The sequence below is a fragment of the Pseudomonas sp. St290 genome, assembly GCF_018325805.1.
Lineage (GTDB): Bacteria > Pseudomonadota > Gammaproteobacteria > Pseudomonadales > Pseudomonadaceae > Aquipseudomonas > Aquipseudomonas bijieensis.
Genome location: NZ_AP014703.1, coordinates 4221784 through 4236389, shown reverse-complemented (window position 1 = coordinate 4236389; position 14606 = coordinate 4221784). Strand labels below are relative to the sequence as shown.

13 protein-coding genes are annotated in these 14606 nt (G+C 58.5%); 7 read left to right on the top strand and 6 right to left on the bottom strand.

From position 1 onward, the window contains the following. Positions 1 to 5: 5 nt before the first annotated feature. From PBDP_RS18345 to PBDP_RS18335, 3 genes are all read left to right on the top strand, one after another. On the top strand, positions 6 to 818 hold the full coding sequence (locus PBDP_RS18345) for an energy transducer TonB (RefSeq protein WP_212801112.1): 813 nt from the start codon (positions 6 to 8) through the stop codon (positions 816 to 818). A gap of 99 nt (positions 819 to 917) precedes the next feature. After that, positions 918 to 1643: a MotA/TolQ/ExbB proton channel family protein gene (locus PBDP_RS18340; RefSeq protein ID WP_109753340.1), complete on the top strand. Its 726-nt coding sequence runs from the start codon at positions 918 to 920 to the stop codon at positions 1641 to 1643. A 1-nt stretch (position 1644) separates the two neighbouring features. Further along, entirely contained in the window at positions 1645 to 2046 is a 402-nt protein-coding gene (locus PBDP_RS18335; RefSeq protein WP_046061820.1) for an ExbD/TolR family protein, read from the top strand. A gap of 284 nt (positions 2047 to 2330) precedes the next feature. Here PBDP_RS18335 and PBDP_RS18330 read toward each other — a convergent pair whose 3' ends face one another. The 6 genes from PBDP_RS18330 to PBDP_RS18305 all read right to left on the bottom strand — a co-directional run bounded on the left by PBDP_RS18330 (position 2331) and on the right by PBDP_RS18305 (position 10507). Beyond that, positions 2331 to 3350 carry a Gfo/Idh/MocA family protein gene (locus tag PBDP_RS18330; protein WP_212801111.1) on the bottom strand — a complete coding sequence of 340 codons (1020 nt, stop codon included), beginning with the start codon at positions 3348 to 3350 and terminating at the stop codon, positions 2331 to 2333. 6 nt (positions 3351 to 3356) lie between these two features. Continuing rightward, entirely contained in the window at positions 3357 to 4286 is a 930-nt protein-coding gene (locus PBDP_RS18325) for a shikimate dehydrogenase family protein (protein WP_233459500.1), read from the bottom strand. Between the two features lie 73 nt (positions 4287 to 4359). Beyond that, positions 4360 to 5796 (bottom strand): MFS transporter, encoded by a 1437-nt coding sequence (locus tag PBDP_RS18320; RefSeq protein WP_109753334.1) that lies wholly within the window; start codon positions 5794 to 5796, stop codon positions 4360 to 4362. 412 nt (positions 5797 to 6208) lie between these two features. Continuing rightward, on the bottom strand, positions 6209 to 7789 hold the full coding sequence (locus PBDP_RS18315) for an aldehyde dehydrogenase (NADP(+)) (RefSeq protein ID WP_212801110.1): 1581 nt from the start codon (positions 7787 to 7789) through the stop codon (positions 6209 to 6211). Positions 7790 to 7849: 60 nt separating this feature from the next. After that, positions 7850 to 9397 (bottom strand): UxaA family hydrolase, encoded by a 1548-nt coding sequence (locus PBDP_RS18310; RefSeq protein ID WP_109753332.1) that lies wholly within the window; start codon positions 9395 to 9397, stop codon positions 7850 to 7852. A 123-nt stretch (positions 9398 to 9520) separates the two neighbouring features. After that, positions 9521 to 10507, bottom strand: coding sequence for a LysR family transcriptional regulator (locus PBDP_RS18305; RefSeq protein ID WP_176689514.1), 987 nt, complete (start codon positions 10505 to 10507; stop codon positions 9521 to 9523). Between the two features lie 120 nt (positions 10508 to 10627). Between PBDP_RS18305 and PBDP_RS18300 the strand changes: the two genes are divergently transcribed. The 4 genes from PBDP_RS18300 (at position 10628) to PBDP_RS18285 (ending at position 14585) form a co-directional block, all read left to right on the top strand. Next, positions 10628 to 11806 carry a fumarylacetoacetate hydrolase family protein gene (locus PBDP_RS18300; protein ID WP_109753330.1) on the top strand — a complete coding sequence of 393 codons (1179 nt, stop codon included), beginning with the start codon at positions 10628 to 10630 and terminating at the stop codon, positions 11804 to 11806. Between the two features lie 278 nt (positions 11807 to 12084). Further along, positions 12085 to 12891, top strand: a complete 807-nt coding sequence (locus tag PBDP_RS18295; protein WP_109753329.1) for an IclR family transcriptional regulator — start codon at positions 12085 to 12087, stop codon at positions 12889 to 12891. Next, entirely contained in the window at positions 12888 to 13688 is an 801-nt protein-coding gene (locus PBDP_RS18290; RefSeq protein ID WP_109753328.1) for a 2-keto-4-pentenoate hydratase, read from the top strand. The genes PBDP_RS18295 and PBDP_RS18290 overlap by 4 nt, the downstream gene beginning before the upstream one ends. A 3-nt stretch (positions 13689 to 13691) precedes the next feature. Then, positions 13692 to 14585, top strand: coding sequence for a fumarylacetoacetate hydrolase family protein (locus PBDP_RS18285; RefSeq protein ID WP_109753327.1), 894 nt, complete (start codon positions 13692 to 13694; stop codon positions 14583 to 14585). Positions 14586 to 14606 lie beyond the last annotated feature (21 nt).

Genomic DNA, 14606 nt, shown 5'->3' with positions numbered 1-14606 from the left:
AATCAATGGGCAATGTTCAGAGCGCCACCCGTGCCCTGGAGGTATTCCGACGCCCGCTGCCGAGTGGCGAGCTGTTGGATCTTGGTCGGGTGTTCCGTGAACCTTTGGCGCTGTCGCGGTTGCACACCACGCCCAAACGCGTATCGAGTCGTCGCGAAGGGCTCTTGCTGGGGGTATTCGTCCTGGTGCTGCATGGCGCGGTGATTGTCTGGGTCAACCAGGCGCCTGCGCCGGTATTGCCCGTGGTACCGCCGGAGATTCCGCCGATGACCATCGAATTTTCCCAGCCCGCGCCGCCGGTGGTGGAGCCTCCACCACCCGCACCGATTCCGCAACCTGTGGTCGAGCCACCGCCGCCGGTCGAGGATGAATTGGCCATCAAGCCACCGCCGCCTAAACCGATTCCCAAACCCAAACCGGTGGTCAAGCCGGTGCCAAAACCCGTGGCCAAACCGGTGGAGCAGCCACCGGTAGCTCCGGCACCGCCGCAACCGGTCGTGGCCCCGGCGCCGCCCGCACCGCCCGCGCCGAAACCGGTGACGCCACCTTCGGCCAGCGCCGGTTACCTGAAAAATCCGGCGCCGGAATATCCGTCGCTGGCAATGCGTCGCGGCTGGGAAGGCACGGTGCTGTTACGGGTGCATGTCCTGGCCAGCGGCAAACCCGGTGAGGTCCAGCTCCAGAAAAGCAGCGGCCGCGATCAACTCGACAACGCTGCGCTGGCGGCGGTCAAGCGCTGGAGTTTTGTTCCGGCCAAGCAGGGGGACGTCGCCGTGGACGGGTGGGTCAGCGTGCCCATTGACTTCAAGATCAAGTAACTCAACGCAACCGACAGACCGCGGGCTACCTGACAAAAGGCGCATCGCTACAACCGATACCGCTACAACTGACTTAGCGCCTTGTTGGAGAGCCTGACCATGAACCTGATTGCATCGCCTTTTGAATCCATCGAACACGCCGTCATCTGGCTGTTGATCCTTTTTTCCGTCACGACCTGGGGCCTTGCCTTGCTCAAGGGCGTGCAATTCACTCGTCTCAAGACCCAGGACCGCAAATTCCATAAGCGCTTCTGGGCCGCCTCCAGTCTCGATTCCGCCGCCGAGTTGGCCCAAAGCCAACCGGGTGCGGCAGCCCGAGTGGCACTGGCCGGCTATGCTGCGATCCAGGTGCCGGAAGGCCTGCAAGCCACCGACCTGAGCCAGTCGATCAATCACCAGGACCGGCTCGAGCGCGCCTTGCGCCAGCAGATCGTGCGGGAACGCCGGTCATTGGAAAGTGGCTTGGCAATCCTGGCGAGCATTGGCAGCACGTCGCCCTTTATCGGTTTGTTCGGCACCGTCTGGGGCATCATGTCGGCTCTCAAAGGTATCAGTGCCGCGGGCTCGGCCAGCCTTGAAACCGTTGCCGGCCCGATCGGTGCCGCGCTGGTCGCCACCGGCGTCGGTATCGCCGTCGCGGTGCCGGCGGTGCTGGTCTACAACTACTTCCTGCGCCGCCTGAAGCTGACCGCCGCCGACCTCGACGACTTTGCCCATGACTTCTACAGCCTGGCCCAGAAGAATGCGTTCCGCGTGTTGCTGCACCCGGTATTGAACAAGCCTGGTGCGACCGTCGCCGGACAGAAAGTGAAGGAGGCGTCCTGACATGGCCTTCTCCACACAAGACAGCGACGAAGTGCTCAGTGAGATCAACGTCACGCCACTGGTGGATGTCATGTTGGTGCTGCTCGTGGTGTTTATCGTCACCGCGCCGCTGCTGACCAACGCCATTCCCATCAACCTGCCAAAGACCGAGTCAGTGGCGCCGGTGGAGCAGAAGGACCCGCTGGTGGTGAGCATCGACGACAAGGGCAAGGTGTTCATCAACAAGGATGAGATCCAGGCGGATCTGCTGGAGTCGAACCTGCAAGCCGCCAAGGCGAAGAACCCTGATGTACGGGTGCAACTGCAGGCGGACAACGGCGTGAATTATGGCGAGGTGGCCCGGGCCATGGCGTCCATCGAGCGGGCGGGGATCAGCAAGCTGTCGGTGATTACCGCGAAGTAGAGGTGTGGTGCGAACCATTTCCGGGGCTGCGTTTTGTAGCGATCACTACACCAGCATCAAGGCAGCCATCAGGATGCCGATTCCTGTCCAGGCAGGCGAGGGGGCATGCGGTCCTCTCACCTGGTATTGGCTAGGTGATGTGGAGGGAGTCCAACGTTCTTCGACATCATCTCGACGTGGAGAACGGAAAAATATGCGCCCCAATCACCTTCATCTGGCCTGGTGACCGGGGCAAGTCGCGACTGTGAGCTCCGTAGGTGCTCGGAGCTGCTCGGCGGCTCGAATCATCCAGGTGGCGGCGTAAGCGTCAAAAGCGTACCTCCTTGCCGAGCTGAAGCGTATGCCGCGTCCATGACTTGCATGATGGCCTCGGCGTCGCGCAATGAGGCGATGGGCTTGGCTCCGTTACGGCATTCGGCAAGCACTTGCTTGACGAACAGAGGGTAATAGACGTCAGTGTCCAATTGCAGTCGGCGGCTTCGGGTACCGGCGGCAAGGTTCTGCCGATCCCTTATTTCGATTCGGTCAGGACCGGATTTGGCATACATGTGGTCGGATGAAAGGGTGAAAGAGAACTCGCGCTGCTCATCAAAGGTACTGGGGAAACTGTATCCCGTTTCCACAACCCCGATCACGCCATCTTCGGTCTGCAGGGTCAATAACGAATAGTCTTCGACGTTACCCCGATGCGTGAGTGAGTTCATGACGGCTGAGACTCGCGAGACTTCCTTGCCGGTCAGCAGTCTGAAGAGATCTATGAAATGCGTCGCCACGTTGATCGTCGATCCGCCTCCTGAAAAAGCAGGATCGATGACCCAGCCTGAGCCTGCCGTTTCATAACGAGAGGGCGGACCTACGATGAAACGGAAAGACATGTAGTTGAAGTCCGTGGCCAAGTGTCCCTCGGCATCTTGCAGGGCACTGAGCAGTTCACTCATGCGGAAGATCAGCGGTACAGCGCAGTAGAGATTGGCTTGCTCGGCCAGCTCACGTAGCCGTGTGACTTGTGCCATGTTGATGCCGCAGGGCTTTTCCAGGGCAAAGGGGATGTTTCGTGCGATCACGGCCTCTGCCAGTGACGGCATTTGCGAGTGCCTGCCGAACACGAAAGCAAAATCGACCTCCTCGCGCTCAAGCAATTCGTAGGATGAGCTATACAAAGCGCATTTGAATCGCTCGGCAATCGCCTCACCCTTCACGTGCTCCGAATCCGACACAGCCACCACTTGGACCCCATGGGTCTCAAGCGCATTCAGATACAGCGGGACGTGCCAATGGCTGACTTCCAGTAACGCAACTTTCATATGTACTTACTCCTGGCGCGGTGCTGTTACGTTATCGGGGTGGTAATCGAACCCAAGGAAGCGCAGTGCAAGCAACGCCTGACCTTTGTGCATGGGGCCACCGTCCTGGGTAGGACAACCTCGTTTACGCGCAGCAGTGCAAAGCGGTGTCGAGTCCGGCGAGTTGATGATATCGACGACGAGGGTGCCGGGCTCGAGCCGGTCGGGGTCCACAGGCATAGGATCATTCTTGCTCATGCCAAGCGGCGTGGCATTGATCACGATTTCATGGCCCTGTGGGTCGGGAGGGCCGGAATGCGTGATGCAACCTGTTTCGGCAGCAACGGCTTTCGCCAGCTCCTCGGCTCGCTGTTCGTCGACATCGGAAATAGTCAGCGATCGAGCGCCCGCCGACGCGACGGCAAATGCGATCGCTCTGCCTGCGCCTCCAGCGCCGACCAAAAGAACGTTTTTGTCCGCGGGATAGTAGCCTTCCCATTGCATGCCAAGGACACAGCCGAGGCCATCGAATACGGCGCCGACCCAGCGTCCGTCGGTCTCGCAACGAATGACATTGATTGCACCGACTTGCCGCGCAGTCGGATGAAGTTCGTCGACAACCGCCAGCATCCTTTGTTTGTGAGGCATGGTGATCAGGATGCCGGCGAGATTGTTCAGCGCTCTGGCACCCGCCACGAACGAGGACAGGTCATCGGCCTTGACCTCCAACGGAATACAAACCGCGTCTGCCTGCTGTTCTATAAAGAGTCGATTGAATAATTGTGGAGACTTGGCGGCCGCCAGCGGATGGCCGACCAATCCATAAAGCCGAGTTGTTCCTGTGATATGTGAGGCCATGGTTGCCTGATATTCGATGTTGACGGGAAGAGGCGCCCTGATTGCCTTTGGGGGCATGAACAGCGTGGATGGCTCTGCATAGGCAAATGCCAACCGCATGATGCTGCTCTGCCCGTCGGGCCTGTGTGGGGCGCGAAAACCTGAGGGTCGCACCAGTGTAATTCGAAGGTGGTTACGAGCGCAGTTGGCTAGCCAGGTCGTTTGGGACGGCTGTCCGGGCTGTGCCCTGCATCGCTTCGGCCCGCAGACGATCGTATTCTCCTTTGGCGATAGGCACCGCGTTGCGCTTGCCGAGATCTTCAAGGCGAATCCGGTACGTTTCACGCGTAGTGAACGCCGCGATCGCAGCGACCACACAGATACCTAATGTAAGGGAACCGATTTTCAGAGGGATATTCTCGGAGCCGGGCGGCGCGACAGTGACGAAGATTGCCGGTAGAAACGCAGTCATCGCGGTCCCGATATTCTGTCCGATGGCCATGCCGGTCACACGCACCCGCGTGCGGAACAGTTCGGGAAAGAGGCTTGGGAAGACGCCGTTGAAACCCTGGTAGGCGACGCCCCACATGAGTACAGAGAGAATCAGCGAAAGCCACAGATTGTGGATGCTGATCGCGTACAGGTACGCGTACGAAAGCAGTCCCGCGCAGAGCACGCCAACAATGACTGGGGGCCTGCGGCCGATCTTGTCTGAGAGGTTGCCGACGAAGGGGATCAGGATCACCGCGCACATGTTACCCAGCAAAGGAATCCACAAATAGACGCCAGCAGGGAAACCGATTCCATAGGCCGGTTGGACCGCATAGGTGGCGCCGAATACCGAGGCGACAATGGCGATCACAGCGGCAAGTGCCATGCAGATCACGCGCAAGAGATCACCCCAGCTCTGGCGGATGACTTCGACGACTGGCAGAACAGTAGCTTCTTCGCCGTGCTTTTTTTGCTCGGCAAATGCGGGTGTCTCATCGACCTGGCGGCGAATGATATAGCCCATGATGACGACAACGACGCTGAGCAGGAACGGAATCCGCCAGCCCCAGGAAGCGAACTGATCCGCAGGCATGAAGTGAGCCAGAGGCAGGAAAACGGCTGCCGCGAGGAGCTGTCCGGCCTGGACCCCTTGGAGAGTAAAACTCGCGAAGTAACCACGGCGACCGGACGGAGCGTGTTCGAGAATCATGGAACTGGCGCAGGAGATCTCCCCGGCCACCGCAAAACCCTGAATCAGACGCATCGTCACCAGCAGCAGCGGCGCCCAGATCCCGATCTGCTGGTACGTTGGCAGAAGTCCGATGCACATCGTCGAGAAGCCCATCAGGAACATGCAGTAGACCAGAACCGTTTTACGGCCATGACGATCGCCTAAATGCCCCAGGACGACGGCGCCTATCGGCCGGGCGATGTAACCCACACCAAAGCTGGCCAGGGAGGCGATGATGCCGACCGCTGGGTTATCAGATGGGAAAAAGAGCTGTGGGAACAGCAACGCCGCTGCGGTCGCATAGATAAAGAAGTCGTAATACTCCAATGCCGAGCCGATCCAACCGCTGGCGGCGGCTTTCTTTGACTGGCCTTTGGAATGAGCGTCGATCGGTATGCTCTGATTCATGACGTGTCTCCGGTTTTTCAATTGTTTTTATTGTAACGGCGTTCCATTAGTAATTCTGTTACTGGAATCGCCGCATTGTCAAGGAAGTCTTTCCTTGGTGATCAAGGCGTGACGCTGGTATTCGTGAGGTGCTGAATGCATACGCCAGGCACCGTCGCCGAGCCGAGCGCGCACGCTAAAGCCCGCTCATGCAATTGAGCGAATAGGGTGTAAGCGGATGAACAGGCTCCCTAGCGCCAGCTGCCAGCACTGTTGCTTCCTACCGAGGGCAATGACTCCAACGACAGGTTTTAACGTTGTGATGCGTGGCTCTCTGCAAAATTGGACGTGTCAGCGGTGCAGGATGACCCCAAGGCGCACGAGCCCCGTGCGCCTTGGGAGAACACCTGCGCCGCCTTGCACGTTTGCCAACCTACAAGCTATCTCGCGAGGGATAACCGTCGACAAGCCTCGAAATGTTCAACGGATTCGCGTTCTTGAGCGCATCGGGAAGCAATGCATCCGGGTAGTTTTGGAAGCAGACGGGTCTCAGAAAGCGGTCGATGGACAAGGTGCCAACCGAGGTGCCACGACTATCGGAAGTCGCAGGGTAAGGGCCGCCGTGCACCATTGAATCGCAGACCTCGACACCCGTTGGGTAGCCGTTGATGAGGATGCGGCCAACCTTCATCTCCAACAGAGCAGTCAACTCTGCGAATTGCGTCAGGTCTTCTGGCTCGCCAATCAGGGTTGCGGTCAATTGTCCGTGAAGGGCATTGATGGCAGCGTTGAGTTGCGCCTGGTCAGTGACCTCGATGAAGATGGACGTGGGGCCGAAGACTTCTTCTTGAAGAACCTTGTCGCCGTTAAGCAGTAACTCTACGTCGGCCTTGAACAACTGTGGCTGGGCCTGGTGACCCTGTTGATTGCTGCCGGCCAGGTGCACGATGCCGGGGTGCGCGTGCAGGTTCTGCAAGCCAGCCGCATAGCTACGCAGCGTGCCTGCGTTGAGCATTGTCTGTGCCGGTTGGTCGCTTATCAACGCTGCCACTCTATTCTGAAAAGCACTGAAAGCATCCGAGCGAATGCCAACCACCAGCCCGGGATTGGTGCAAAACTGCCCACAACCTTGAACCACCGAGGCGACAAGATCGTGAGCGATACTGTCGGCTCGACGCGAGAGCGCCTGAGGCAGGATCACGACCGGGTTGATGCTCGACATCTCGGCGAAGACCGGAATGGGCTCGGGGCGAGCGGCGGCCATGTCGCACAATGCTCGACCGCCTTTGAGCGAGCCGGTAAAACCAACACCCTTGATGAGCGGGTGTTTGACCAAGGCTTCACCTACGCCACTGCCATAAATCATGTTGAAGACACCGGCGGGCATGCCGCTGCGCTCGGCCGCCCGGATAATCGCATTGGCGACCTGTTCTGCAGTCGCCATGTGGCCGCTGTGGGCTTTGAATACCACCGGACAACCCGCCGCGAGCGCCGAGGCGGTATCACCGCCGGCCGTGGAGAAGGCCAACGGAAAATTACTGGCGCCAAACACCGCAACCGGACCGATGGCGGTGCGGTACTGGCGAAGGTCAGGGCGCGGCAACGGCTTGCGAAGTGGTAACGCCTGGTCGATGCGCGCGCCATAGAAGTCACCACGGCGCAGTACGTTTGCAAACAGGCGCATCTGACCGCTGGTACGCGCGCGTTCGCCCTGGATGCGAGCTACAGGCAATGCTGTTTCACGGCAAACCAGGGCAATAAACTCATCGTCCAAAGCCTCCAGCTCTTGGGCAATGGCATCGAGAAATTCAGCCCGTTTGCTCGCGCTCAGGCAGCGGTAGCTGGAAAAGGCGTTGTTGGCTGCATGAGCCGCGTCCTCGACTTCTTGCAAGGTCGCCTGGTGGAAGGCATAGGGCAAGGTCTCCCCCGTGCTGGCATCGACACTCTTGACGATGATACTGCCGGCGGCGCTGCGCTGACCGCCGATAAAATTCTGGCCGGTGATGAGGGGCATCGTTGTCTCCAGGTTGAATGGGCAAGAGATAGCTGGGCAAGGCATTCCCAGGACTGAAAATCAGGTGACGGCGCCGATCTGCCAAGGCACGAACTCATTTTGTCCGTATCCGTGCTGTTCGCTCATGCTGCGCTCGCCCGAGGCAATGCGCAGCATGGTTTCAAAGATCGCGGCACCGCACTCTTCGATGGTCAGAGTGTCTTCGGCTATTTCGCCGCAGTTGATGTCCATGTCTTCTCGCTGACGAGCCCACAAGGCGCTATTAGTCGCCAGCTTGATTGATGGGGCAGGGGCGCAGCCATAGGCCGATCCGCGACCGGTGGTAAACGCAATCAGGTTGGCGCCACCGGCGACCTGACCGGTTGCCGAGACCGGGTCATAGCCAGGGGTGTCCATGAAAACCAGCCCGTTGGCAGTGACGGCCTGGGCATATTCGTAGACATCCATCAGGTTGCTCGAGCCGGCCTTCGCCACAGCGCCCAGGGACTTTTCCAGAATGGTGGTCAAGCCACCGGCCTTGTTGCCGGCAGAGGGGTTATTGTTCAACTCGGCCCCCATGCGCTCGCAGTAGCGTTCCCACCAGTGAATTCGAGCGATGAGTTTTTCGCCGACTTCACGGCTGACAGCCCGCCGCGTCAGCAAGTGTTCGGCCCCGTAGATTTCTGGGGTTTCGGAAAGAATCGCGGTACCGCCGCAGGCGACCAGGCGATCCACCGCATTGCCCAGTGCGGGGTTGGCGGTAATACCGGAATAGCCATCCGAGCCACCGCACTGAAGCCCGACGGTCAGATGGCGAGCGCTGACCGGTTCACGCTGGATCTGATTGGCCTCGCCAAGCAATTGCTTCACGTGGTCAATGCCACTGGCGATGGCCTTGGACGTACCGCCACTGTCCTGGATGTTGAACGTACGCAGGGTATTACTACGGGTCAGTCCTTGCGTCGTGAGTAATGAGTCGATTTGGTTCGTCTCGCAGCCCAACCCGATGACCAGCACGGCCGCAAAGTTGGCGTGGGTCGCATACCCGGCCAATGTCCGGCGCAACATGCTCAAACCGTCGCCCGCGGGATCAACGGCGCAGCCGGCGGAATGCGTGAGAGCAACAACACCGTCGACGTTTGGATACGCTTGCAGTGCAGCCGGATTGATGTCCCGACGAAAATGGTCTGCGATGGCCCGGGCGACTGTGGCAGAGCAATTCACTGACGTGAGAATGCCGATGTAGTTGCGTGTCGCGACGCGTCCATCCGGGCGCACGATACCCATGAACGACGGGGCTTCACTCGGTTTGGCGTTGGGTTTCGCATCGACGCTGAAGGCATAGTCTCGAGTGAATTCCCCCATGGCCAGATTGTGCACATGGATATGCTCGCCTGCTGCTATGTCGACAACCGCAAAACCAATGATTTGCCCATAGCGCCTCACCGGTTGACCGGCTTCGATACGCCGGGAGGCTACTTTATGACCCGGTACAATCGCTTGCCGGACAGTCACGCCTTCTTGCTCAAGAAATTCGCCAGCAAGCAGCGGTCGGCGTGCGATAAGCACATCGTCCAGCGGGTTCAAGCGCAGCACAGCTGCTGCGCCGGTTTTCATGATCAGTTCCATCGCATCCTCACGGGCTGCTGGGTAGTGCGCGGTCGCTGGTAGCGCCGCACTTTTGTGCCGGCACTATAGGATTCATGGAAATGGCTGCCTAATGAGAGCTTTCGATTGCTCGATAACTTTGCCTCATCGGCTTTGTCTGGGATGGCTGCGGTGTTTCTTCTCTGTCGCTGTCTGCCGCTGTCTGGCGAATTCCAATAAGGTCGCAATAAACGTCCGCGTCGGCTCTGACAGGGGTTCATCCTTGCGAGTGATAACCCCGTAATCCTGAGATTCAACTTTGAAGGGGGTGTCGAGGATTTGCAGTTGGCCATTTTGCAGGTGCGACTGGACCATGGACTCGGGGAGCATGGCGAGCATTGGTCCAGACTGCAGCAACTGCAGGAAGGTTTGCATGGAAATTGTCTCCACCGTGTTGGTGGGCGGAACGATCTTGAACTTCGTGAAAGCACGCTCCATGCGTTGTCGGATCGGCGTATTGAAGGGATACATGACCCATGGCCATTCGCTGAGTGCTTCAGTGGGCACCACTTCAAGTTGGCACAGCGGATGTGCGCTGTTCGCGACGAGACAAAAGGGTTCAGGCCCCAGCGGCGTAAATTCGAAAGGCTGACAATCCTCATCCGTGAAGCGGGCGATGATCAAATCGAGTTTTTTTTGTTCGAGCATTTCCAGCAGATGGTTGCTGGTTTGTTCGATCACCTCGATAGAAAGCAGAGGGCGCTCCCGCTTTATGCTGGCGATGGCTTCAGGCAACACCACTGATGTCGCGGCGAAAATGGTGCCGATTTTCAAATGACCATGCCCGCCTCTTCGCAGCTTGTTGACTTGGTCGACGAACGATTCGGTGTCTTCCAGGGTAATACGCGCATAACGAGCCACGAACTCCCCTAGTTCAGTCAGCACCAGGTTGCGCGTCTGGCGCTCGAACAGTGGGAAACCCAAGAGTACTTCCAGATCGCGAAGCAATTTACTGATGGCCGGTTGCGTAACATTCATGTGTTCTGCGGTCGTGTGCATATTGCGGGTCTTGGCCAAGCTATTGACCAGTACCAAATGTTTGATCTTCAGCCATCGGGTGACACTGCCAAAAGTAATTTGATCGTTTTCCATTGGATAAGGCCTTGTCTGTCGATAACGAAACAGCATTGATTAGTGAGATTCTTTCATTGGGATTCGCACGGGCGGTCCATTAGCTTTGCGGCTCTGATGGCTGACTGATCTGGAAGCTCTATGGCGAACTTGAAACTGACGCGCGAAAACACCCTGCCAGTGGATGGCTTGGCCGGAACACTGATCGGCCGTGCCTGGATCCCGGGTGCGATTGCAGGACCCTCGCCGGTAGTGCTGCGCGAGGATGGTGTGTTTGATCTTTCTGAAACCTTTTCGACAATAAGCGAACTGCTGGAACACACCTCGCCGTTGTTGGCGGTTCGTCAGGCGTCTGGCAGGTATATCGGGACTGTCGAGGCGTTGCTTGGAAACACTGGCAGCCATGCCGATCCCGGCAAGGCATCGCTGTTGCCCCCAGCAGATCTGCAAGTCATCAAGGCGGCCGGGGTAACGTTCGCCTCCAGCATGATCGAGCGGGTCATCGAGGAGCAGGCCCGAGGCGATGCCGCCAAAGCGGAAAGTGTTCGCCGCTTGGTGCAAGAGGTAATCGGCGATAACTTGCGGGCAATCAAGCCGGGCTCGCCAGAAGCGATGAGCCTCAAGGCGGTGCTGATCAAGCAAGGCATGTGGTCGCAATACCTGGAGGTCGGTATCGGCCCGGACGCGGAGATCTTCACTAAGGCACCGGTTCTGGCCGCAGTGGGCAGCGGCAGTGAAATCGGCATTCATCACAAGTCTGAATGGAACAACCCGGAACCGGAAATTGTGCTGGCGGTGAACAGTCGAGGCCAAGTGCATGGCGTCACCTTGGGCAATGACGTCAACTTGCGTGATTTCGAAGGCCGCAGTGCACTGCTGTTGAGCAAGGCCAAGGACAACAATGCGTCCTGTGCGATCGGCCCATTTATTCGTCTGTTCGATGAAGCGTTTACGCTCGATGACGTGCGCAATTGCGTCGTGGATCTGCGGGTTCAGGGCGACGACGGCTTCATCCTTAAAGGCAGCAGCTCCATGGCGCTGATCAGCCGTGACCCGTTGGATCTCGTGGCCCAGACGATCGGCGGCGATCACCAATACCCTGATGGCTTCATGCTGTTTCTCGGGACATTGTTTGCGCCTACCCAGGATCGTGAGGCGCCGGGAAGCGGCTTTACGCATAAGCAGGGTGATGAGGTCAGCATCGGGAGCCCGTTGCTGGGTACATTGCGCAACGCAGTCACCTACAGCCATGAGGCTGCGCCCTGGACTTTCGGCTTGCGAGCAATGATGCACAATCTTGCTGCCCGCGGACTGCTGTAGGTAAGGCGGGAGGGGGAGATGCATTGGGTGTTCTTCCGCAAAAGATTGGACATACGCAGGCCCACTTCTATTGATGAAAAGAGCCGAACCCGTTTCATATCGGTCGGGCGTCCCTGCTTCCTGGAGACGCCTGCGGGTCCCACCCTGTCTCGATAAGGCCAGCCAGATACAAGCGGGTTTGACTTATCGGATGGCGCCTGCATACTATTGGAACGTCGTTCCAGTACGAACAATGTTGCTCACATTCACCTCATTGTCAAAGATAAGTCGAGAAAAATATGAGAGTCGTTAAAGGTGCTGTTGACCGCTGCCTGGAGGCTATCGAGCTGCTGGCACGTGAAGCTCGCTGGATGCGGATGTCCGATATCGCCGCTGAGTTGGGCTTGGAAAAGGGGCCCGCTCATCGAGTGCTTGCTCAGTTGGTCGAGCAAGGATGGGCAGAGCAGGATGAAGCCACCTCGCAGTACCGCTTGACGCTGAAGCTAGCGCTGTTGGGGCAGCGCTATTTGCATGGAATTGGTTTGCCTGAGTTGGTCCAGCCGATCCTTGAGCAAGTGGCTGTTCAGTGCCAGGAGTTGGTGCGGCTGACGGTGGTCAACGAGGGCACCTTGTCCTGGCTGTCTTCGGCCCAAGGCGCCGCGCCGGGGCTCATGTATTCGCCGGCCATGGATAAACCGATCAATCTCTACGCCACCGCCAATGGCAAAGCCTGGTTGGCATCAATGCCCGATGAACTGGCCATTGAGCATGCGTTGCGTAGCGGATTGGGGAAAGCTGACGCCGGGATGGGGCAGGGACCGAAAGCGATCAACAGCATCGAAGGCTTGTTGGCCGAACTGGCGCTGACCCGCAAGCGCGGGTATGGCTTGGTCATTGAAGAAGCCGAGGCGGGTGTCTGGGCGATTGCCGTACCGGTCAAGCTGGTTCCGTCTGGCGCTGTGGTCGGTACGATGAGTATCGCCGGCCCGGTCTTGCGCATGCAGCCTGAACGTTATGACGAATTGCATGCTCTGCTGGAAGATGCAGCCAACAAGCTGGGTACGGTTTGGCCGCGCCAGAGCAACGTGCATTCGGAGAGCGTATGAGCCAGCTCGCACCTGCATGGACCGAGGCGGGGGCAGGGCTGGAAGTCGCGGCTGCCGCTTTGGTCCGTGCACGGCTGGAGGGTGTCCGGCTGGCATCCTTGCCAGGCCCGAACCTGCCAGGCAGCCTGGCACAAGGTTTTGCCATTCAGCAGCACGTAGGGCCATTGGCTGGAAAAACCGTCGGGGGATGGAAGTGTGCATTACCCCCGGCTGGCAAGTGGATCGTGGCCCCGATCTACAGCGACAGCATTGTAAAAGGCGAACGCTACTCACTGGCCGCCGACGCCGATAAGGCGCGCATCGAGCCTGAACTGGCGTGCGTCCTGGCCCATGATTTGCCGGCTCGTGCCGAGCCTTATACAGCTGGAGAGATTGCTGCTGCGATCAGTGACGTGCACTTGGCACTGGAAGTGATCGACTGCCGTTACACCGATCCACACTCATTGCCGTTCGAGCAACTGCTCGCCGATGGTCTATTCAATCACGGCCTGGTACTTGGGGCGCCAATCACGCTGTCGAACGCTGCCAGCATGCCCTCTGAACTGGATATCACCCTGAGCGATGCAACGGCAGAGCTTGTGAATATCAAGGGCCGCCATCCGGACGGGGATCCGCTGTTGCCGATCGTATGGCTGGCCAATTTTCTGTCTACACAAGGGATAGGGCTGCAAGCAGGGCAGGTGGTTATCACCGGGTCCTATGCAGGTGTTCTCGATGTGCCCGTCAATCAGCCACTGCATGTTCGGTTCGGCGAAGCAGGCTCATTGTCTGTCCATTTCTCAACGCTGGAGGAGTAACAAATGCGCTTAGTTCGTTTTGGTTTACCGGGGCAGGAACAGCCGGGAGTTTTGGATTCGCAAGGGATCGTTCGAGACCTTTCGGGCATTGTCGATGACATCGATGCGTCGGCCCTGAGCCCCACAGTGCTTGAAAAACTGCGTGCTGTTGACGTTGAAAAGCTGCCGGTGGTGGCGCCTGGCACACGTCTTGGTCCATGCGTAGGCAACGTACCGAACCTGATTTGCATCGGTCTGAACTACTCCGATCACGCAGCTGAAACGGATACGCCTATCCCGAGCCAACCGGTGGTATTCAACAAGCACACCGCATCCATCAGCGGACCCAACGACCCGGTGATTTTACCGACGGGTGCCCAGAAGCTTGATTGGGAAGTCGAGCTGGCCATCGTCATCGGTACGCCCGCCTGGCAGATCGATGAGTCGCGGGCTTTGGAACACATCGCCGGTTATTGCCTGGCCAATGATGTTTCCGAGCGGGCTTATCAGCTTGAGTACGAAGGCCAGTGGACCAAGGGGAAAAGCGGCTTTTCTTTCGCACCTCTGGGACCTTGGTTGGTCACCCGTGACGAAATTGCCGATCCGCAGGCACTTGACCTCTGGCTCGATGTGAATGGCAAACGTCTCCAGACCGGCAATACCCGTACGATGATTTTCAGCGTTGCACATATTGTCGCGTACCTCAGTCGCTTCATGCCGCTAATGCCGGGTGACGTCATCATTACCGGTACGCCACCCGGTGTAGGGCTCGGGCAGAAACCACCGGTATTTCTCAAGGCGGGTGACACCATGCGTGTCGGCGGCCAAGGGCTGGGTGAGCAATTTCAGACCGTGGTTCCTTACGTTGCTGAAATGGGCGCTGCGTGGGTCGCCGGTCGCCATCCCAACGTTGACTGACTATCGCTAGAGGAAAACGCT